Below are 17,344 nucleotides of genomic sequence, written 5' to 3' on the forward strand. Positions count from 1 at the left end.
AATTCCACCGCGAACACGCCAACTTTGGTTGGCAAAGATTCATTTTTGAAGGATCGAGGCATGACCGATCACGGCGGCGGGACGGAGGATGGGGACGCATCCGCAATACTGATCCCACTGCACGAGGCTCGGCGCGAGCGCATCGACCAGCCGGTGCGCTTCGACCGGCGTGAACTGGACCAGATTCTTCGGCTCTACGGACGCATGGTCGCCGCCAATGAATGGCGTGACTATGCCATCGATCATCTCACTGACAGGGCTGTGTTTTCCGTCTTCCGCCGCGCCAGCGAGGTGCCGCTGTTCCAGATCGTCAAGGATCCGAGACTGGCTCGCAAGCAAGGCGCCTTTGCCGTCGTCGCGGCGGGCGGTCGCATCTTGAAGCGCGGCCAGGAGCTTGGCCGCGTGCTCGGTGTGTTCGACAGCAAGCTGAAGCTGGTCGAGGCCTGAGCTGGGGAACTGAGGAATTGAGGAATTGAGGAATGGCAAAACAACGCCTGGTGTAGCCGCCGTTTTCTTCAATTCTTCAGTTCTTCAATTCCTCAGTTCATTTCCCCGCGGAATCTCCGTTCCGGCAGAGAGTCCGGCTCGGGCGGGACTGAAGCCCCGCCATTCAGCGACAGCTGCATGAACACCGTGTCCAGCCAGCGCCCGTGCTTGTAGCCGGAGCCTTCGAGCCGGCCTGAATGACGAAAGCCGAGCTTTTCGTGCAGCCGCACCGAGGCACTGTCCGCGCGGCCGTCGCCGATCACCGCGACGATCTGGCGAAAGCCCGCCGCGCCAACCGCCGCGATCAGGCTTCGCATCAGCTCGAGGCCGACGCCCTGGCCTTTTGCCGCAGGCGCGACATAGACGGAATCCTCGACGATGAAGCGGTAGGCCGGACGCGGCCGAAAGGCGCCGGCATAGGCATAGCCGAGCACGGCACCATCCTTTTCCGCCACCAGATAGGGAAAGCCGCCGGCCAGCAAACTGTCGAATCGCCTGCCCATCTCGGCACGACTTGGCGGCTCCAGTTCGTAGCTCGCCGTGCCGTGATTTACCGCGTCGGCGTAGATTTCGGTGATGGTGTCAAGGTCGGCGGAGGTCGCCGCCCGTATCACGATATTGCTCATTCTTTATGCAAGCCTTCTGTCTGCCTCGGACAACAGCAAATGCCGGCCCAAAAAGAAAGGGCGGCCGTTGGGCCGCCCTTTCCAAACTCGATGGTCCAGTTAGACCATGATGCGAATCAGGCCTTAACGGCGGTCGCCCATGAACTGGAGCAGGAACATGAACAGGTTGATGAAGTCGAGATAGAGCGTCAGCGCGCCCATGATGGCCTTGCGGCCGGCGACATCGGAAGCGTCGCCCTCGAAATACATCTCCTTGATCTTCTGCGTGTCATAGGCCGTGAGGCCGGCGAAGACCAGCACGCCGATCGCCGAAACGGCGAAGGACAGCGCCGACGACTGCAGGAAGATGTTGATCACCGACGCGATGATGATGCCGAACACGCCCATGATCAGGAACGAGCCCATCGCCGTCAGGTCGCGCTTGGTCGTGTAGCCGAACAGCGACAGCGCGCCGAAAGCCGCGGCGGTGGCGAAGAAGGTCTGCGAGATGCTGGCCGTGGTGTAGACCAGGAAGATCGACGACAGCGACAGGCCGACGAGGCCGGCATAGACCCAGAACGTCGTCTGCGCGGCCGAAACGCTCATCGACTGGACGCGGAACGACAGGAACAGCACGGCGGCCAAGGGCGCCAGCATCACCACCCAGCGCAGCGGCGAGCCGAAGATCGCATAGCCGAAGGACGTCAGCATTTCGCCGCTCGGCAGCGTTGCGACAGCCGAAGCCGGATCGGTGGTGGTGGCCAGCATGATCGTGCCGATCGCGGCAAGCCCGGTGATGAGGAGGCCAAGCCCCATCAGATTGTAGACCTTGATCATATAGGCGCGCAGGCCCTGATCGATGTCGGCACCGACGCCGACGCCGGGCACGGCGCGCGTCTGGTAGTTGCGAATGGGATCAGCCATTGTAGTCCTCTATTGCTTCTGCCCCGTCCGGTGTCAGGTCCACCAGGACCCAGGCGCCGCTGGCAGGGCTCCAGCATGCCTGCGGCGAAATATGATGGTTATTCGCGTCAAGAACAAGACCGTAACCGGGTGTAATGCTTCGTGAGGCGCTCCCGGGCCGGTTTTTCGGCTTTTTGCGGCGGAACATTACTGCGATTTAATCAAATCCGGCCGCCGGCACGTGGGACGCGCGCGAGACTCAGAGGTTGCGCAACACCGGCGCGGCCTTGTGGCCGAGCACCCGCCAGGTGCCGGCGAGGCCGATGCCGACGGTGATGACCAGCGAGAAGACGATGGTCGCCACCGCCACCTCGGGCATGAAATGCGATGGCAGTGTCATGATTCGCGCGACGACGAACCAGGCGGCGGCACCCCCCGCCGCCAGGGCGAAGACCGCGGTGGCCACCCCGATCAGCATGTACTCGAGCGAGAAGGCGGCGATCAGCGTCCGCCGCGTCGCGCCAAGCGTCTTCAGCACCACCGCGTCATGGATACGCGCCCGGTTGCCGGCGGCAAGCGCGCCGGCCAGCACCAGCACCGAGGCGATCAGCGCCACCCCGGCCGCCGCCCGGATCGCCGTGCCGATCTGCCCCACCAGCCGGTTGACGACATCGAGCGCGTCCTTGACCCGCACCGTCGTGACCGCCGGGAAGGCGCGGGTGACGGCATTGAGGATACGGGCGTCGTCGGCCGCGGAGGCGCTCTTTTCGGTCAGCGTCGCCAGCCAGCCATGCGGGGCACCCGCGAATGTATTGGGCGAAAACACCATGACGAAATTGATGCCCATCGTCTCCCATTCGACCTCGCGGAAATTGGCGATCCTGGCGGTCACGTTGCGGCCGAGCACGTTGACGGTGACTGTATCGCCAAGCTTCAGGCCGATTTCCTTGCCTTCCTTGTCGGAAAACGAAACCAGCGGCTCGCCCGTGTAATTGTCCGGCCACCAGCTGCCCTGGGTCAGCGTCGTATTTTCCGGCTGCTTGGCGTCATAGGTCAGGCCGCGGTCGCCTTTCAGCACCCAGGCGCCCTCGGCCGGCACCTTGACCTTGTCGACGGCGACGCCGTTGAGCGCCATCACCCGGCCGCGCAGCATCGGCACCTTGACCAGTGCTCCCTCTGGCGCTTGCCTGCCGACCAGCACGGAGAACGCATCGACATCGCTGCTCTGGATATCGACGAAGAAGAAGTTCGGCCCCCGCTCCGGCAGACTGCCGGAAATCTGGCGCCTGAGATTGCCGTCGATAAGCGCCAGCGTCACCAGCAGCGTCAGCCCGAGCCCCAGCGACAGCACCACGGACGGCGTCAGGGCGCCGGGCCGGTGAATGTTGCCGACGGCGAGCCTGAGCGCCACAAAGCGCACGCGCGGGCTCTTCCTTGCCGCCCATTGCACCAACTCGCTGACGAGGCGCAGCACCAGGAAGGCGAAGACCGTGGCGCCGACGAAGATCAAGGCGATGCGGCGGTCGCCCGAGAACACGATGGCCAGCGCTGCCAGCAGCAATGCTATGCCGACGGCCGCCGCGATATAGACGGGGCGGGGAAAGCCGCGGCCTTCCAACCCCATCTCGCGAAACAGTGCGGTCGCCGGCACGTCGCGGGCGCGCCCAAGCGGCAGCAGGGCGAAGGCCAGCGTCACCAGAAACCCGAACAGCGCCGCCATGCCGAGCGCGCCGGGATAGAAGCCGCCTTGCGCCGGCACGGGAATGACGGACTGAAGCGCGGCGCTTGCCGCGAACGGCATCAGCGCGCCGAGCACCAGGCCGAGCACAATGCCGAGCGCCGCGATGATCAGTATCTGCACCAGGTAGACGGCGAAGACGAAGCCGCCCGACGCGCCCAGGCTCTTGAAGGTGGCGATGACGCCGCGCTTGCCGTCGAGATAGGCGCGCACCGCATTGGCGACGCCGACGCCGCCGACCACCAGTGCCGTCAGCCCGACCAGCGTCAGGAATTGCGAGAAGCGTTCGATATTGGAGGACAGCGCCGGTGCGGCATTGCTGCGCGTGCGGATCGACCAGCCGGCCTCCGGGAAATCCTTGGCGGCCTGATCCTGGATGGCCTTGAGCCGCGCCTCATCGGCGTCGGCGGGCAGCCGGACCTTGTAGGCGTTCTCGACCAGGCTGCCCGGCTGGATCAGTCCGGAAGCGGCCAGCCCCTCATTCGAAATCATCAGCCTTGGCGCGAAGCCGAATCCGTCCGACACAGCATCCGGTTCGGTGACCAGCCTGGCGCGCAGTTCGAAAGTGGCGGTGCCGAGCTTCAGGCGGTCGCCGATCTTGATGTGCAGCCGTTCGAACAGCAGATCGGGTGCCGCGGCGCCGAAGACACCGAATTGTTCGCCGAACAGTTCCTGCTTCGACAGCGCGGGTTCGGTTTCCAGGACGCCGTAGAGCGGGTAGGCATCGTCGACCGCCTTGGCCTCGACCAGCGCCTGATCGGATCCGTCGGCGAGACGCGCCATCGAGCGCATGCTGGCGGTTCTGGATATCGCACCCAGCCCGTCGAGGAAGCCGCGCTCCGGCTGGCTGGCGTCACGCTGGTTGATCTGGAAGCGGAGATCGCCGCCAAGCAGCGTTTGGCCCTGATTGGCGACACCGGCGGTAATGGAGCGCGCCACCGAATTGACGCCGCCGATCGCCGCGACGCCGAGGGCGATGCAGGCGAGGAAGATCAGGAAACCGGACAGGCCGCCGCGCATCTCGCGCAGCGAAAAGCGGACAGCGAGCCTCAGCGTCTGCGTCAGCGGCATCAGGCGCCGACCTTGGTCTGTGCCGGCGTCTCGATGCGGCCGGAGCGCATCGAGACCTGGCGCGAGCAGCGTGCCGCGAGTGCGGGATCATGGGTGACCAGCACCAGCGTCATGCCGCGTTCGGCGGCCTTGGCGAACAGCAGGTCGGCGACCTGCCGCCCGGTCGCCTGGTCGAGATTGCCGGTCGGTTCGTCGGCGATGAGGATGCGCGGCGACGGCGCCAGCGCGCGGGCGATCGCCACGCGCTGCTGCTCGCCGCCCGACAGTTCGCCGGGATAATGGGTGACGCGGTCGCTCAAGCCGACGGCCGCAAGCTCCCGCGCCGCCACCGAAAACGGATCGGCATGGCCGGCCAGCTCCAGCGGCACCGCGACGTTTTCGAGCGCCGTCATGTTGGGAATGAGGTGGAAGGATTGGAAGACGATGCCGATGTTTCGGCCCCGAAACGAAGCGATCTGATCCTCGCTTTTGCCGTTGAGCAATGCGCCGGCGATTCGCACCGTTCCCGAATCGACCCTTTCCAGACCCGCCAGCACCATCAGCAATGTCGATTTTCCCGAGCCCGAAGGACCGACGATGCCGGTCGCCTCGCCATGCGCCACCTCGAGGCTGACACCCTTCAGCACATGAACGGACGAAGCCCCTTCGCCAAGGGTCAGGGACACGTCTTTCAGCGCGATGACGGCTTCTGTCAAAATAAAAGCATCCTATATGGGAAAATGAAGGCTCTGCTTGCCGGAGGCCGTCGCCGGAAGAATTCCTTGGTCATATGGGGGCTGCCGCATGTCTTTCAAACGCCTGATGGCCGCAGGCCTGATCCTTTTCCTCGCCATTTGCGGCGCCATTTCGTCGGCCGGGGCCGAGCCGTTCAAGATCGTCGGCTTCGGTGACAGCCTGATGGCGGGCTTTGGCCTCGGACCGGACGAAGGCTTCACCGACAAGCTCCAGGCAGCGTTGCGCGCCAAGGGCCACGACGTGACCGTCGCCAATGCCGGCGTCTCGGGCGACACGACCAGTGGCGGCCTGTCGCGGCTCGACTGGTCGGTGCCGGACGGCACCCAATTGGTCATCCTCGAGCTCGGCGCCAACGACATGCTGCGCGGAATCGCGCCCGGTATCACCAAAAAGAACCTGGATGACATGCTGGCCAAGCTGCGAGAGCGCAAGATCGCCGTGCTGCTCGCAGGCATGCGCGCCGCGCCGAACCTCGGCGCCGACTATCAGAATGCCTTCGATGCCATCTACCCCGACCTTGCCAGCAAGTATGGTGTCGCTCTCTACCCGTTCTTTCTCGACGGCGTCGCCGGTCAGGCTGGCCTGCAGCTCGAGGATGGCCTGCATCCAAGCGCCCGAGGTGTCGATCGGATGGTCGAACGCATCCTGCCCGCGGTCGAAAAGGCCATCGCGGCGGTGCCGAAACGTTCATGAGGCCGGATCGGAACCATTTTCCGTTGCGGAAGCTTTTATCAAAGCCTGCGACCAACAAACCTCTTGCTCCATTTGATTATCGATGATTCGCTAGGGTGTCAGTTCGATTCGAGGAAGGGAGGCTCTTCATGCCGCGTCTTTTCACCGCCCTCGAAATTCCGCGTGACGCCGCTCTTTCGCTGTCCCTGCTGCGGGGCGGCCTGCCAGGCGCCCGCTGGATAGACGTCGAAAACTACCATCTGACCCTACGCTTCATCGGCGATGTCGAGGGCCATGTCGCCGACGAGATCGCCAATGCGCTCGATCGTGTCCACCGCCCTTCCTTCTCGCTGGCACTGTCCGGCGTCGGTGCTTTCGGCCAGAAGAAGCCGCATGCCGTGTGGGCGGGCGTTTCCGCCTCTCCCGATCTGGCAGCGCTCCAGGCCGAGATCGAGCGCATCTGCCAGCGCCTCGGCATTCCCGCCGACCCGCGCAAGTTCATGCCGCATGTGACGCTGGCGAGACTGCGCAATTCAAGCCCTCTGGATGTCGCCCAGTATCTGTCGGCGCGCGGCAATTTCTCGACGCTGCCGTTCCGCATCAGCCGCTTCGTCTTGATGTCGTCGCGCGATTCGGTCGGCGGCGGACCCTATATCGTCGAGGAAGCCTGGCCGCTGTCGGGCACCGATGCCCGCGCTGCCAGCCGTGCCGCCAGCGCCTCCGATGCCTCGCGGATCATGCGGTAGACCTCGGCAAAGGCCTCAGGCCCATCGTAATAGGGATCCGGCACGTCGCGTATCTTGCCCTGCGCGAACTCCAGAAACAGATGGATGCGGTCGCGCATGGCTGCCGGTGCCAACGCTTTCAAATCAGCGACATTCGACCGGTCCATGCCGAAGATCAGGTCGAAGCGGGAGAAATCCGGCGGCGTGATCTTGCGCGCCCGCTGTCCGGAAATGTCGAGGCTATGGCGCAATGCAACCGCGACCGAGCGCGGATCGGGAGCGGAGCCGACCTCCCAGCCGCCGGTTGCGGCTGAATCGAGCAGGATATCCCGCCCCTGACTCCGCTCCGCCAGCACGGCGCGAAAGATACCTTCCGCCAGCGGCGACCGGCAGATGTTGCCGAGGCAGACGAAAAGAATGGAGTTTATCGGCTTCGCGTTCATCGATCGGCGTTCTGTGCATCCCGAAACCGCAACGAATTTTGGGCGACATGCATTATGGTAAGGGTCACTTCGGCAATAGCACGGGAAATCGACATGACGAGAGACAAACTGGGCAAGGACGCGATCGCCGAGGCATTGGCCGGCCTCGAAGGCTGGTCGCTGGCCGCCGACGGCGCGGCGATCAAGCGGATCTTCACGTTCAAGAATTTTTCCGAGGCCTTCGCCTTCATGACCCGCGTCGCGCTGGCCGCCGAGAAGATGGACCACCATCCGGACTGGTCAAACGTCTACAAGACGGTCGACGTGACGCTGAACACCCATGACGCCGGCGGCGTGACCGCGCTCGACATCGAGCTGGCGAAGAAGATGAACCGCTTTGCCGGTTAGTCGTAGCCCGTCGACGCAGGCCCTGGCTTAGTCCCAAGGCGAGCCACGCAGCGGCGCGCCGGCCCTTGTGATCGACTGATGACGTCGACCAAAGAACGCGGCGGGTCAGCTTAGCGACCCGACAGCGCCAATCAACCCGAGCGCACGGCGGAACAAATCCCGCCCCGTTGCGGGCGCTCGTAAATCACGGCACAATCCTGGGGGTTCTTGCGATGGAGTCGCTCCAAGACGGCAAATGTGAGATGCGTTCGCCAATCGCAGGGGTCTGCCCGCAGATTTGGCTGCGTTCTCTTGGCGATCGGGCGGCGGGCTTAGCCGTAGATCTGCTTGTGGATCTGGTACAGCATCTCTGAGCGATCGGCGCGCATGTCGGCGAGATCGCGGCTGGAAAAGCTGTCGATTTCGGCGACGAGACGGTTGTAGTGCTTGCGCTGGCGATGCTGGTGCGAGCGCGGTTCATAAGATCGTTGAAGACCATAGCAAGGTTCCTTCTCTGCCGCGTTCTGAGCGGCCGGTTCTTCCTCCCTTGATCGATACGGAACATGACATAGTAATGGTGCATTGCAAAAAGAAGATGTTGCAATGCACCATTGCGCTGGACGCATAGCCGGTTAAGGGCGTCCTAACGGATCGTTTCCGGTGAAGCGGCGTCGCGCTTATCTGCGCCCGAGCGTCTTCGTTCGGTTTTGTCTTACAAATTCTGGAGACGCTGCCGTCATCGATCTTGCCATATCGATCGCCGGCTGGCTTGATCGCGCCGGGAGAGTGCCAAGCCACCGGAGGAAATGAATGGCCGCCGCCGACTACGAAATTATCGATCCGCGTTTTGCGCGGCTGTTCAACGGCAATGCGCAGGTGGAGAAGCTGTTCACGGGGTGCAAATGGTCGGAAGGACCGGCCTGGTTCGCCGCCGGCCGCTATGTCGTCTGGTCCGACATCCCGAACAACCGCATGCTGCGCTATGACGAGACGGATGGCAGCGTGAGCGTCTTCCGGCAGCCGTCGGGCAATTCCAACGGCAATACCGTCGACCGGCAGGGCCGGCTGGTCACGTGCGAGCATTCGGGCCGCCGCGTCAGCCGCACCGAGCATGACGGCTCGATCACCACCATCGCCGCCAAATGGAAGGGAAAGCGGCTGAACTCACCCAACGACGTGGTGGTGAAGTCCGACGGCTCGATCTGGTTCACCGATCCGAGCTACGGCATCGACACCGACTATGAGGGCGACAAGGCCGAAAGCGAGATCGGCGCCTGCAACGTCTACCGCGTCGATCCCGGCACGGGCGAGATCGAGGCCGTGATCACCGACATGGTTAGGCCGAACGGACTCGCCTTCTCGCTCGACGAGAGCAAGCTCTACGTCGTCGACACCGGGCGCACGCATGGCGCGCAGAACCCGGCGCATATGCGGGTGTTCGATGTGGACGAGGGCGGCAAGAGGATCTCGGGCGGCGAGGTCTTCGCCGACTGCACCGCCGGCCTGTTCGACGGTTTCCGGCTCGACGAGGACGGACGTATCTGGACAAGCGCTGCCGACGGCATCCATTGCTATGACCCCGACGGCACGCTGATCGGCAAGGTCAAGGTGCCCGAGGTGACCGCCAACTGCGTGTTCGGCGGTGCCAAGCTGAACTGCCTCTATATCGCCGGCACCACCTCGCTCTACGCGGTCCGGCTGATGGTGAACGGGGCGAAGACTTTTTGAACTGATCGCGGCGCAAGTGCCGGCGACTGTTCGACAGTTCGCCGGTGGCGACCGCGAACATGCTGGGAGGACGTCATGCCATTCGTCAACATCCGCATCGTCAAGGAAGTGATCGCCGCCGATCCGGCGGGCAAGAAGGCCGACATAGCCAAAAGAGTAACGGCAGCCATCATGGACGCCACCGGGCTGAGCAATGACGATGTGTGGGTGGTCTTCGAGGAGGTCAATGCCCGTGACTGGTTCGTCGGCAAGACCGATGTCGAGACCTTGCGAGGCAATCCCCGGACGCCGGCGTAGAGCTCTTTGTTCTACGCAATTCCCGCGATGTGCCGGGCGTGCGGCGTGTTTGCAGAAAGAGGCAAGAAATGCTCGAAATGGCGCCATCGAAACAGGCAGCCGCATGGTTGGCATCCTTTGCCCATGCGCTCGAAGCCGGCGACGTGGCGACGGCGGGCACCCTGTTCGGCGACGATTGCTACTGGCGCGACCTTCTGACCTTCACCTGGAACATCAAGACCATGGAAGGCCGCGAGGCGATCGCGGACATGCTCGACGCGACGCTGGCGACGGCGAAGCCGACCGCATGGCAGCTCGCCGGCGAGGCGACCTCGGATGAAGGCATCATCGAGGCCTGGTTCAATTTCGAAACGGCGGTCGCCAGGGGACAAGGCATCATGCGCCTGCGCGATGGCCGCTGCGGGACGCTGTTCACCGCGATGACCGACCTGAAAGGGTTCGAGGAGCGCAAGGGAGCGAAACGGCCGCTCGGCGTGCGCCACAAGGCCGACCCCGAGCGCGAGACCTGGTCGGAGGTCCGGGCGCGCGAGACGCGCGAACTCGGCGCCGAGGAACAGCCCTATTGCCTGGTCATCGGCGGCGGCCAGGGCGGCATCATGCTTGGCGCGCGGCTGCGGCAGCTCGGCGTACCGGCGATCGTCGTCGAAAAGAACGCCCGGCCCGGCGATTCCTGGCGCAACCGCTACCGCACGCTCGTGCTGCACGACCCCGTCTGGTACGACCACCTGCCCTACATCCCGTTCCCGGAAAACTGGCCGGTGTTCACGCCCAAGGACAAGATGGGCGACTGGCTGGAAATGTACACGCGCGTCATGGAGCTCAACTACTGGGTTGCCACCAGGTGCCTCAGCGCCTCCTATGACGAGGCCGAGAAGGCCTGGACCGTGGTGGTCGATCGCGTCGGCCGGCGCATCACGCTGAAGCCGAAGCACATCGTCTTCGCCACCGGCGCCTACGGCCCGCCACGAAAGATCGACCTCGCCGGCGCCGACCGGTTCAAGGGCGAGTTGCTGCACTCCAGCCAGTATTCCAGCGGCGAGAAGTTCCGCGGCAGGAAGGTTGCCGTCATCGGCGCGGCAAGTTCGGGGCACGACGTCTGCGTCGATCTCTGGGAAAGCGGCGCCGAGGTGACCATGATCCAGCGCTCGCCGACGACCGTGGTCAAGTCGGACACGCTGATGGAGGTCGGCTTCGAGATTTTTTCGGAGAGTGCGCTGGCGCGCGGCATCACCACCGAGAAGGCCGATATGATCGTCGCCTCGACGCCCTTCGCGCTGGTGCCCAAGGGCCAGCGTGCGCTCTACGACGTGATCAGGCAGCGCGACGCTGCCTTCTATGACAGGCTTCGCGCCTCGGGCTTCGCCCTCGATTTCGGCGACGACGAAACCGGCCTGCTGATGAAGGCCTACCGCACCGGCTCGGGCTACTACATCGATGTCGGCGCTTCGGACCTGATCATCGACGGCAGGATCGGTATCCGCAGCGGCGTGGCGATCAAGTCGCTGACGCCGACAGGCATACTTTTCGAGGACGGCACCGAGCTCGAGGCCGACGCCATCATCGCCTGCACCGGCTACCAGTCGATGAATGAGAATGTCGCGGCGATCGTCTCGCGCGAGGTCGCCGACAAAGTTGGCCCGTGCTGGGGCCTCGGCTCGGGCGTGAAGGGCGATCCCGGGCCCTGGCAGGGCGAATTGCGCAACATGTGGAAACCGACGGCACAGGAAGCGCTGTGGTTCCACGGCGGCAATCTGGCGCTGTCGCGCTTCTATTCGAAATATGTGGCGCTGCAGATCAAAGCGCGGATGGAAGGGATTGCGACGCCGGTTTACGGGGCGGTCAGTAACGCTGGACGGTGAAGCTGCCGATCTCCCCCCTCGTGGGGGAGATGGCCGGCAGGCCAGAGGGGGGCGCTGTCCCGCCAACCTTTCCGCGCTCGGGTTCCTCTCCCCAGATCCTGAGACGCCGCGTTCCTTCGCGCCCCCCTCTGCCCTGCCGGGCATCTCCCCCACGAGGGGGGAGATTGGCTAATCATCGCCCGAAATGCTTCGCCGCCACCTCGACATGCGTATGTCCCACATGCGCCTCGAAACGTTCGGTCTCGCCGAGGTCGTTCATGGCCTCGTTCGGCCACCAGGTGCCGCCGATGACGATGCCTTCGCAAACCAGCCGCTGGTCGGCGACCAGCGATGCGCCGACCGCGTCGACGAAGGTGAAGCGGCCCGGGCGCTGGCGAAGCACGGCGACGTCGCCGACGGTGCCCACCGCCAGCGTGCCGAGATCAGGCCGCGCGATCGCTTGCGCCGGCCCCTGCGTCGCGGCGCGCAATACCTCGACCAGCGGCATGCCGAGCGCCAGCAGCTTCGACATGCAGACCAGAATGTCGAAGGCCGGCCCGTCGACGCAGTAGAGATGCACGTCGCTCGAGATCACGTCGGGCGCCAATCCGTCAGCCAGCATCGCCCGTGCGATGTCGAAGTCGAACGAACCCATGCCGTGGCCGAGATCGAAGATGACGCCGCGCTCGCGCGCCAGCCGCATGTCGGGCCGCACCGCTCCGGAGGCGAACACCGGAGCGTTGGGAAACGGCCGGAAGCAATGAGTGAGGATGTCGCCCTTGCGCAGGCGCGGCAGCACTTCCGAGCGGCCGGGCGGCGGCTCGTCTATATGCGCCATCAGCGGCAGGCCTGATTTGTCCGCTGCCTCCAGCGCCAGATCGACCGGGGCGATGCCGCTGGTGCCGCCGGCATGGCGGCCCGAGCGGACCTTGACGCCGACGACTACGTCCGCGTGCTCGCGCGCCGCCGCGACCACCTCGCGCGGTTCGCAGAGCCTGAGATCGCTGCACTCGCCGACCGAGACGCTCTGGGAGAAGCCGAAGATGCCGGCAAACGAAATGTTGACATAGGCCAGGATGCGCACCTTCGAGCGCTCCATGATGTGACGGCGGAAGCCGAGGAAATTGCCCGCGCCCGCACTACCCGCGTCGATGAAGGTGGTGGTGCCGCTCTTGGCGGCAAGGCGATCGGCATCCACGCCGAGCGAAGTGCCGCCCCAATAGACGTGACTGTGCAGGTCGACGAGGCCGGGCGTGACAATGCAGCCGCTGGCGTCCACGACCCGTGCGGCGCTGTCCGCCGGGATATCCGCGTCCACCGCGGCGACACGGCCGTTGGCGATGGCGACATCGCGCGGGGAGTCGAGCCCGGCTGCCGGATCGATCAGCCGTCCGCCCTTCAGCAGGAGGTCGAATTGCATGGGCGTAACCTCCGTCTCGTCTTTCCGCCTCGGACTCCGTCAGGCCGGCCGGTAGGCGACCGCCTCGACTTCGATCTTGATGTCGATCATCAGCCGCGACTCGACCGTGGTGCGCGCCGGCGGATTCTTCGGGAAATGCCTGGCATAGACGGCGTTGAAGGCGCCGAAATCGCGCGCGTCCTCGAGCCAGACGGTGGTCTTGACGACGTCATCCAGCGTACAGCCGGCCAGCGCCAGCGCGGCCTTCAGGTTGGCAAGCACCTGTTCGGTCTGTTCGGATATGCCGCCCTTGACCACGATGCCGTCACTGCCGACCGGAACCTGCCCGGAGGCATAGACGAAATCGCCGGCCCGCACGGCGGGCGACAGCGGCACATGGGACGTGCCAAAACACTGCTTGGGCAAGGCGTGACCTCCTCTCGATGGCGGGCGCCATTGCGGCGCCTGCTTCGGCCGAGATTTACCGCGATCGAGGCAATCCCGATAGAGGTCTTGTTGGAAAGCAACATTTTTCGCAACAATCCATGTTGCTTTATTACAGAAGCGCTTGCATCGTGCGCAGCTGCGGGCGGCGTTAAGGCCGCCACGCATTTCCAGCCGGGAGCCCCCAGAATGACCTTCGACAAGAACCCGTTTCCGGCCGGCGACGCAGACCGCCACGCGCTCTGGGAAATGCTGGTGCGGCGCGACATCGACGCTTTCATCGGCCAGGACTGGTCGATGGTCGAGCATGATTTCGTCGCCGAAAGCTTCTTCGGCATGCATGCCCATTTCCTCAGCAATGCCGACGCCTGGCGGCTGGAGTTCCCGAGGCTGGAAATCTATCGCGACGAGTGGCTGCGCCAGGCCAAGGAGACCGCGGCGACGCAATTCGCCGAGCCGCTGCGCGAAGCGCTGTTCCGCGTCACCAATCTGCGCGACATCGATGTCGACGGCGACCGCGCCGTGCTGCACAAGAAATTCGACGGCTCCGTCGCCAAGGCGGATGGCGGCGTCGACAGGCTGAAATGGCAAACGCTGTATTTCTGCGCCAAGCTCGGCGGCAGCTGGAAGATCACAGGCTTCGTCGGCTACATGCCATACCCGATGGGCGGCTAGGCGTCACCAAAACATTCGCGATCGGCCGAAGACACGATTTGCGAAATTCGCTGTCGAGCGCCGCGGCGACGTCTATGCTAGGAAAGCAAGCTGCAATCCCACCGGCAGGCCATGACCAATCTCGCACCCCTGGTTTCGACCGTCAGCGCAGCCTTTCTCGGCTCTTTCGTCGAGGTGGTCGAGGCCTTCACGATCGTGCTTGCGGTCGGGTTGACCCGAGGCTGGCGGCCGGCATTGACCGGTGCGGCGCTGGCACTGGCGGCGCTGGCGGCGTTCGTGCTGGCGTTTGGACCGTTGCTGGCGCTTGTTCCCATCACCACGCTGCAATTCGTGGTCGGCGTCTTGCTCATCCTGTTCGGCATGCGCTGGCTGCGCAAGGCGATCCTGCGCAGTGTCGGGATTCTGCCCTTGCACGACGAGGAGGCCGCCTTCTCGAACGAGACCGCAGCACTTCGCCGGCAGGCCGGTGATCGCCGGGCGGACTACCTGGCCGGGCTTGCGGCGTTCAAGGCGGTGCTGCTGGAAGGTGTCGAAGTGGTGTTCATCGTCATCGCGGTTGGCGGTGCCCATGGACAGACGCTCGCCGCCGGCCTCGGCGCGCTGGCGGCATTCCTGCTGGTGATGATCATCGGTCTTGCCGTACATCGCCCACTGGCTCGCGTTCCCGAAAACGCTTTGAAGTTTGTCGTCGGCCTGATGCTGACCAGCTTCGGCATTTTCTGGACCGGTGAAGGTCTCGGTGCCGACTGGCCCGGCGCCGATCTCGCCTTGCTGGCGATCTTCGCCGTCGTTGCGCTTGCATCCCTGGCCATCGTCCGCTGGCTGCGCGACGCCCGTCCCGCTCCGGCCGGAGAACACCTTCGATGAACATCGTGCATATCGCTCTCAAGGAGTTCGTCGGCATGTTCATCGACGATGGCAGCCTGGCACTGCTGGCGCTGGTCCTGATCGCCGGAGTCACGGCAGCGGTGAAGCTGCTGGCGCTGCCGCCACTTCTTGGCGGCATCCTGCTGCTGATTGGCTGCTTGGTCATTCTCGCGCAGAGCGTGCGGCGAGCCGCGGTGCGGCGGCCATGATCAGAGATTGATCAGAAGAGCGATGCGACTTCTTCTGGATCGTTTGTCGGCGGCTGGTCGAAGACACCGACATCGCACAAGAAGACAAGGCCGGCGCGCGCAAGGCGCGGTTCACCGGCGCCTGGTTCTTAGCCGGCAAACACCGGCCGACCACGCTCAGCGGTCGATGCGCGTCGACAGGATGATCGACGACAAGGTCCGCTCGACCCCGTCCATGGCGCCGATCTGGTCGATCAGCGTATCGAGGTCGCGGATCGACGGCGCGTCGACGATGACGATCATGTCGAAATTGCCGCTGACCGAATGCAGCGTCCGGACCGGCGCCAGCGCCCGCAGGCCGCGCACCACCTTGTCGGCGAGCTTGGGCGTCACGGTGAGCAGCACATGCGCCCGCACCAGTCCCTGCTCATAGTCCGGCGCCAGTCTGACGCCATAGCCGGTGACGATACCGCGCTGCTCAAGCCGCTCGATCCGGCTCTGGACGGTTGTGCGTGACACACCAAGCCTGCGCGCCAGTTCGGCGGTCGAGGCGCGCGCGTTCTCGCGCAGCAGGGAAAGCAGGGCCTGTTCGGCATCGCTTAGCATTTCGACGATTCCTACCGGCATATCGCGCAAATCGGAGCTTCGTTTCGTACAATTCCACGCTTCCTTTCGACGGGCAAGCTGCGATTCTCAGGGATAAACGCATCAGTCAGTCGCGAGGGATCGGTCATGAAGGAAATCATTGTAGTCGGCGCCGGCAAGATCGGCTCGACCATCGCGGAGATGCTTGCCGCGACCGGCGACTTCTCGGTCACTCTCGTCGACCGCTCGGCAGCGCAGCTTGCCGCGGCCGAATTGCCGGCCACTGTCGCCACGCTGGAACTCGACATCGAAGCCGCCGGCGCGCTCGAAGCCGCGCTTGCCGGCAAGTTCGCCGTGCTCAGCGCCGCCCCATTCCATCTGACGACGCGCATCGCCGAGGCGGCGGCAAGCGCCGGCGTGCACTATCTCGACCTCACCGAGGACGTCGCCAGCACCAGGCGGGTCAAGGAATTGGCCCGTTCGGCCAAAAGCGCCTTCATCCCGCAATGCGGGCTGGCACCCGGCTTCATCTCGATCGTCGCCAACGATCTCGCCAGCCGCTTCGACACGCTGGAAAGCGTGCGCATGCGCGTCGGCGCCTTGCCGCAATACCCGTCCAACGCGCTGAACTACAATCTCACCTGGAGCACCGACGGCGTCATCAACGAGTATTGCGAGCCTTGCGAGGCGATCGTCGAGGGCGAGCTGGTCGAAGTGCCGCCGCTGGAGGAGCGCGAGGAATTCTCGCTCGACGGCGTCACCTACGAAGCCTTCAACACCTCCGGCGGGCTAGGCACGCTGGCCGAGACGCTGAAGGGAAAGGTGCGCACGCTGAACTACCGCACCATCCGCTACCCCGGCCATGCCGCGATCATGAAGGCGCTGCTCAACGACCTTGGCCTGCGCCACCGCCGCGACGTGCTGAAGGACATTTTCGAGAGCGCCCTGCCGGCGACGCTTCAGGACGTCGTCATTGTCTTCGTCACCGTCTCGGGCCGCAAGAACGGCCGCCTGCTGCAGGAGACCTACGCCAACAAGGTCTACTCGAAGCGCGTCGGCAATGTGGTGCGCAGCGCCATCCAGATCACCACCGCGTCGGGCATCTGCGCCGTGCTCGACATGCTCGCCGACGGCAGCCTGCCGGCAACCGGCTTCGTCAAACAGGAAGACATCCCCCTCGACGCCTTCCTCGCCAACCGTTTCGGCCGCGCCTACGCCCAGCACGAGATGGTAAGCCGGCTCGCGAGCTGAGACGCCCGGATAGGCTCGCGCCCTTCCTCTACCCGTCGATGGGAAACGCCCTTCCTCTCCCCCGTCGATCGGGGGAGAGGTGGCCCGAAGGGCCGGAGTGGGGGTCGACCTTTCGTCGAAGCCATGCTTGCGCCCTGTTGGCGCTTGCCTGAGTTTTCCAGCTTGTCGGGGCTGAGACTGTGATGCGGTGCTCTGATCGAGGCCCTGTGGTGAGTTGTCAGCGGCGGCGCGATTGAGGACCGGCTTCCCCCACTCCGTCGCTGCTTCGCAGCGCCACCTCTCCCCCCTCCGGAGGGAGAGGAAGGGAGCCAAGGCTGGCGAACGCACG

The 17,344-nt window shown here is 64.6% G+C and carries 20 protein-coding genes; 11 read left to right on the forward strand and 9 right to left on the reverse strand.

Features of this window, described 5'->3' with window-relative positions:
- Window positions 1-60: 60 nt before the first annotated feature.
- Window positions 61-447, forward strand: coding sequence for a DUF2794 domain-containing protein (locus tag NKJ26_RS29225; protein WP_352698931.1), 387 nt, complete (start codon window positions 61-63; stop codon window positions 445-447).
- A 92-nt stretch (window positions 448-539) separates the two neighbouring features.
- Here the strand turns inward: NKJ26_RS29225 and NKJ26_RS29230 are convergent, their stop codons facing one another.
- From NKJ26_RS29230 to NKJ26_RS29245, 4 genes are all read right to left on the reverse strand, one after another.
- Entirely contained in the window at window positions 540-1,112 is a 573-nt protein-coding gene (locus tag NKJ26_RS29230) for a GNAT family N-acetyltransferase (protein WP_352698933.1), read from the reverse strand.
- Between the two features lie 123 nt (window positions 1,113-1,235).
- Window positions 1,236-2,015, reverse strand: coding sequence for a Bax inhibitor-1/YccA family protein (locus NKJ26_RS29235; RefSeq protein WP_027027207.1), 780 nt, complete (start codon window positions 2,013-2,015; stop codon window positions 1,236-1,238).
- Window positions 2,016-2,253: 238 nt separating this feature from the next.
- Window positions 2,254-4,803, reverse strand: coding sequence for an ABC transporter permease (locus NKJ26_RS29240; RefSeq protein WP_352698935.1), 2,550 nt, complete (start codon window positions 4,801-4,803; stop codon window positions 2,254-2,256).
- Window positions 4,803-5,498: an ABC transporter ATP-binding protein gene (locus NKJ26_RS29245; RefSeq protein WP_352602602.1), complete on the reverse strand. Its 696-nt coding sequence runs from the start codon at window positions 5,496-5,498 to the stop codon at window positions 4,803-4,805. The genes NKJ26_RS29240 and NKJ26_RS29245 overlap by 1 nt, the downstream gene beginning before the upstream one ends.
- A gap of 88 nt (window positions 5,499-5,586) precedes the next feature.
- Here NKJ26_RS29245 and NKJ26_RS29250 point away from each other — a divergent pair, with 88 nt between their 5' ends.
- A complete protein-coding gene (locus tag NKJ26_RS29250; RefSeq protein ID WP_352698937.1) occupies window positions 5,587-6,231 on the forward strand; it encodes an arylesterase in 645 nt (214 codons plus the stop codon).
- A gap of 128 nt (window positions 6,232-6,359) precedes the next feature.
- Window positions 6,360-6,956: an RNA 2',3'-cyclic phosphodiesterase gene (gene thpR / locus NKJ26_RS29255; RefSeq protein WP_352602606.1), complete on the forward strand. Its 597-nt coding sequence runs from the start codon at window positions 6,360-6,362 to the stop codon at window positions 6,954-6,956.
- Here the strand turns inward: thpR and NKJ26_RS29260 are convergent.
- Entirely contained in the window at window positions 6,860-7,378 is a 519-nt protein-coding gene (locus tag NKJ26_RS29260; protein WP_352698939.1) for a low molecular weight protein-tyrosine-phosphatase, read from the reverse strand. The genes thpR and NKJ26_RS29260 overlap by 97 nt on opposite strands.
- A 93-nt stretch (window positions 7,379-7,471) precedes the next feature.
- Between NKJ26_RS29260 and NKJ26_RS29265 the strand changes: the two genes are divergently transcribed.
- Window positions 7,472-7,765 (forward strand): 4a-hydroxytetrahydrobiopterin dehydratase, encoded by a 294-nt coding sequence (locus NKJ26_RS29265; protein ID WP_027027202.1) that lies wholly within the window; start codon window positions 7,472-7,474, stop codon window positions 7,763-7,765.
- Between the two features lie 311 nt (window positions 7,766-8,076).
- Here the strand turns inward: NKJ26_RS29265 and NKJ26_RS29270 are convergent, their stop codons facing one another.
- Window positions 8,077-8,370 (reverse strand): hypothetical protein, encoded by a 294-nt coding sequence (locus NKJ26_RS29270; RefSeq protein WP_352698955.1) that lies wholly within the window; start codon window positions 8,368-8,370, stop codon window positions 8,077-8,079.
- 184 nt (window positions 8,371-8,554) lie between these two features.
- On the opposite strand from NKJ26_RS29270, the gene NKJ26_RS29275 reads away from it, so the two are divergent.
- The 3 genes from NKJ26_RS29275 to NKJ26_RS29285 all read left to right on the forward strand — a co-directional run bounded on the left by NKJ26_RS29275 (window position 8,555) and on the right by NKJ26_RS29285 (window position 11,628).
- A complete protein-coding gene (locus tag NKJ26_RS29275; RefSeq protein WP_352698941.1) occupies window positions 8,555-9,472 on the forward strand; it encodes an SMP-30/gluconolactonase/LRE family protein in 918 nt (305 codons plus the stop codon).
- A gap of 75 nt (window positions 9,473-9,547) precedes the next feature.
- Window positions 9,548-9,769 (forward strand): tautomerase family protein, encoded by a 222-nt coding sequence (locus tag NKJ26_RS29280; RefSeq protein WP_027027200.1) that lies wholly within the window; start codon window positions 9,548-9,550, stop codon window positions 9,767-9,769.
- Between the two features lie 68 nt (window positions 9,770-9,837).
- Window positions 9,838-11,628, forward strand: a complete 1,791-nt coding sequence (locus tag NKJ26_RS29285; RefSeq protein WP_352698943.1) for an NAD(P)-binding domain-containing protein — start codon at window positions 9,838-9,840, stop codon at window positions 11,626-11,628.
- A 172-nt stretch (window positions 11,629-11,800) separates the two neighbouring features.
- On the opposite strand, the gene NKJ26_RS29290 is transcribed toward NKJ26_RS29285, so the two are convergent.
- Together NKJ26_RS29290 and NKJ26_RS29295 are read right to left on the reverse strand one after the other, a co-directional pair.
- Window positions 11,801-13,027, reverse strand: a complete 1,227-nt coding sequence (locus NKJ26_RS29290; RefSeq protein WP_352698945.1) for an amidohydrolase/deacetylase family metallohydrolase — start codon at window positions 13,025-13,027, stop codon at window positions 11,801-11,803.
- Between the two features lie 39 nt (window positions 13,028-13,066).
- Window positions 13,067-13,432 carry a RidA family protein gene (locus NKJ26_RS29295; RefSeq protein WP_352602620.1) on the reverse strand — a complete coding sequence of 122 codons (366 nt, stop codon included), beginning with the start codon at window positions 13,430-13,432 and terminating at the stop codon, window positions 13,067-13,069.
- 207 nt (window positions 13,433-13,639) lie between these two features.
- On the opposite strand from NKJ26_RS29295, the gene NKJ26_RS29300 reads away from it, so the two are divergent.
- The 3 genes from NKJ26_RS29300 to NKJ26_RS29310 all read left to right on the forward strand — a co-directional run bounded on the left by NKJ26_RS29300 (window position 13,640) and on the right by NKJ26_RS29310 (window position 15,201).
- Window positions 13,640-14,125: a hypothetical protein gene (locus NKJ26_RS29300; RefSeq protein ID WP_352698947.1), complete on the forward strand. Its 486-nt coding sequence runs from the start codon at window positions 13,640-13,642 to the stop codon at window positions 14,123-14,125.
- A gap of 111 nt (window positions 14,126-14,236) precedes the next feature.
- On the forward strand, window positions 14,237-14,992 hold the full coding sequence (locus NKJ26_RS29305) for a COG4280 domain-containing protein (protein ID WP_352698949.1): 756 nt from the start codon (window positions 14,237-14,239) through the stop codon (window positions 14,990-14,992).
- Complete coding sequence (locus NKJ26_RS29310; protein ID WP_352698951.1) at window positions 14,989-15,201, forward strand: hypothetical protein; 213 nt, start codon at window positions 14,989-14,991, stop codon at window positions 15,199-15,201. The genes NKJ26_RS29305 and NKJ26_RS29310 overlap by 4 nt, the downstream gene beginning before the upstream one ends.
- A gap of 156 nt (window positions 15,202-15,357) precedes the next feature.
- On the opposite strand, the gene NKJ26_RS29315 is transcribed toward NKJ26_RS29310, so the two are convergent.
- Complete coding sequence (locus NKJ26_RS29315; protein WP_027027192.1) at window positions 15,358-15,786, reverse strand: Lrp/AsnC family transcriptional regulator; 429 nt, start codon at window positions 15,784-15,786, stop codon at window positions 15,358-15,360.
- Between the two features lie 126 nt (window positions 15,787-15,912).
- On the opposite strand from NKJ26_RS29315, the gene NKJ26_RS29320 reads away from it, so the two are divergent.
- On the forward strand, window positions 15,913-17,016 hold the full coding sequence (locus NKJ26_RS29320; RefSeq protein WP_352698953.1) for a saccharopine dehydrogenase family protein: 1,104 nt from the start codon (window positions 15,913-15,915) through the stop codon (window positions 17,014-17,016).
- Window positions 17,017-17,344 lie beyond the last annotated feature (328 nt).

Origin of the sequence: Mesorhizobium sp. M0152, assembly GCF_040322415.1 — a bacterium.
Classification (GTDB): domain Bacteria; phylum Pseudomonadota; class Alphaproteobacteria; order Rhizobiales; family Rhizobiaceae; genus Mesorhizobium.

Bases quoted from the DNA above. Each gene is read 5' to 3' on its own strand.
- NKJ26_RS29315 (WP_027027192.1), bottom strand. From the start codon at position 15,786: ATGCTAAGCGATGCCGAACAGGCCCTGCTTTCCCTGCTGCGCGAGAAC.
- NKJ26_RS29305 (WP_352698949.1), top strand. From the start codon at position 14,237: ATGACCAATCTCGCACCCCTGGTTTCGACCGTCAGCGCAGCCTTTCTC.
- NKJ26_RS29285 (WP_352698943.1), top strand. From the start codon at position 9,838: ATGCTCGAAATGGCGCCATCGAAACAGGCAGCCGCATGGTTGGCATCC.
- NKJ26_RS29310 (WP_352698951.1), top strand. From the start codon at position 14,989: ATGAACATCGTGCATATCGCTCTCAAGGAGTTCGTCGGCATGTTCATC.
- NKJ26_RS29275 (WP_352698941.1), top strand. From the start codon at position 8,555: ATGGCCGCCGCCGACTACGAAATTATCGATCCGCGTTTTGCGCGGCTG.
- NKJ26_RS29225 (WP_352698931.1), top strand. From the start codon at position 61: ATGACCGATCACGGCGGCGGGACGGAGGATGGGGACGCATCCGCAATA.
- NKJ26_RS29320 (WP_352698953.1), top strand. From the start codon at position 15,913: ATGAAGGAAATCATTGTAGTCGGCGCCGGCAAGATCGGCTCGACCATC.
- thpR (WP_352602606.1), top strand. From the start codon at position 6,360: ATGCCGCGTCTTTTCACCGCCCTCGAAATTCCGCGTGACGCCGCTCTT.
- NKJ26_RS29265 (WP_027027202.1), top strand. From the start codon at position 7,472: ATGACGAGAGACAAACTGGGCAAGGACGCGATCGCCGAGGCATTGGCC.
- NKJ26_RS29270 (WP_352698955.1), bottom strand. From the start codon at position 8,370: ATGCGTCCAGCGCAATGGTGCATTGCAACATCTTCTTTTTGCAATGCA.
- NKJ26_RS29230 (WP_352698933.1), bottom strand. From the start codon at position 1,112: ATGAGCAATATCGTGATACGGGCGGCGACCTCCGCCGACCTTGACACC.
- NKJ26_RS29280 (WP_027027200.1), top strand. From the start codon at position 9,548: ATGCCATTCGTCAACATCCGCATCGTCAAGGAAGTGATCGCCGCCGAT.
- NKJ26_RS29250 (WP_352698937.1), top strand. From the start codon at position 5,587: ATGTCTTTCAAACGCCTGATGGCCGCAGGCCTGATCCTTTTCCTCGCC.
- NKJ26_RS29240 (WP_352698935.1), bottom strand. From the start codon at position 4,803: ATGCCGCTGACGCAGACGCTGAGGCTCGCTGTCCGCTTTTCGCTGCGC.
- NKJ26_RS29290 (WP_352698945.1), bottom strand. From the start codon at position 13,027: ATGCAATTCGACCTCCTGCTGAAGGGCGGACGGCTGATCGATCCGGCA.
- NKJ26_RS29260 (WP_352698939.1), bottom strand. From the start codon at position 7,378: ATGAACGCGAAGCCGATAAACTCCATTCTTTTCGTCTGCCTCGGCAAC.
- NKJ26_RS29235 (WP_027027207.1), bottom strand. From the start codon at position 2,015: ATGGCTGATCCCATTCGCAACTACCAGACGCGCGCCGTGCCCGGCGTC.
- NKJ26_RS29300 (WP_352698947.1), top strand. From the start codon at position 13,640: ATGACCTTCGACAAGAACCCGTTTCCGGCCGGCGACGCAGACCGCCAC.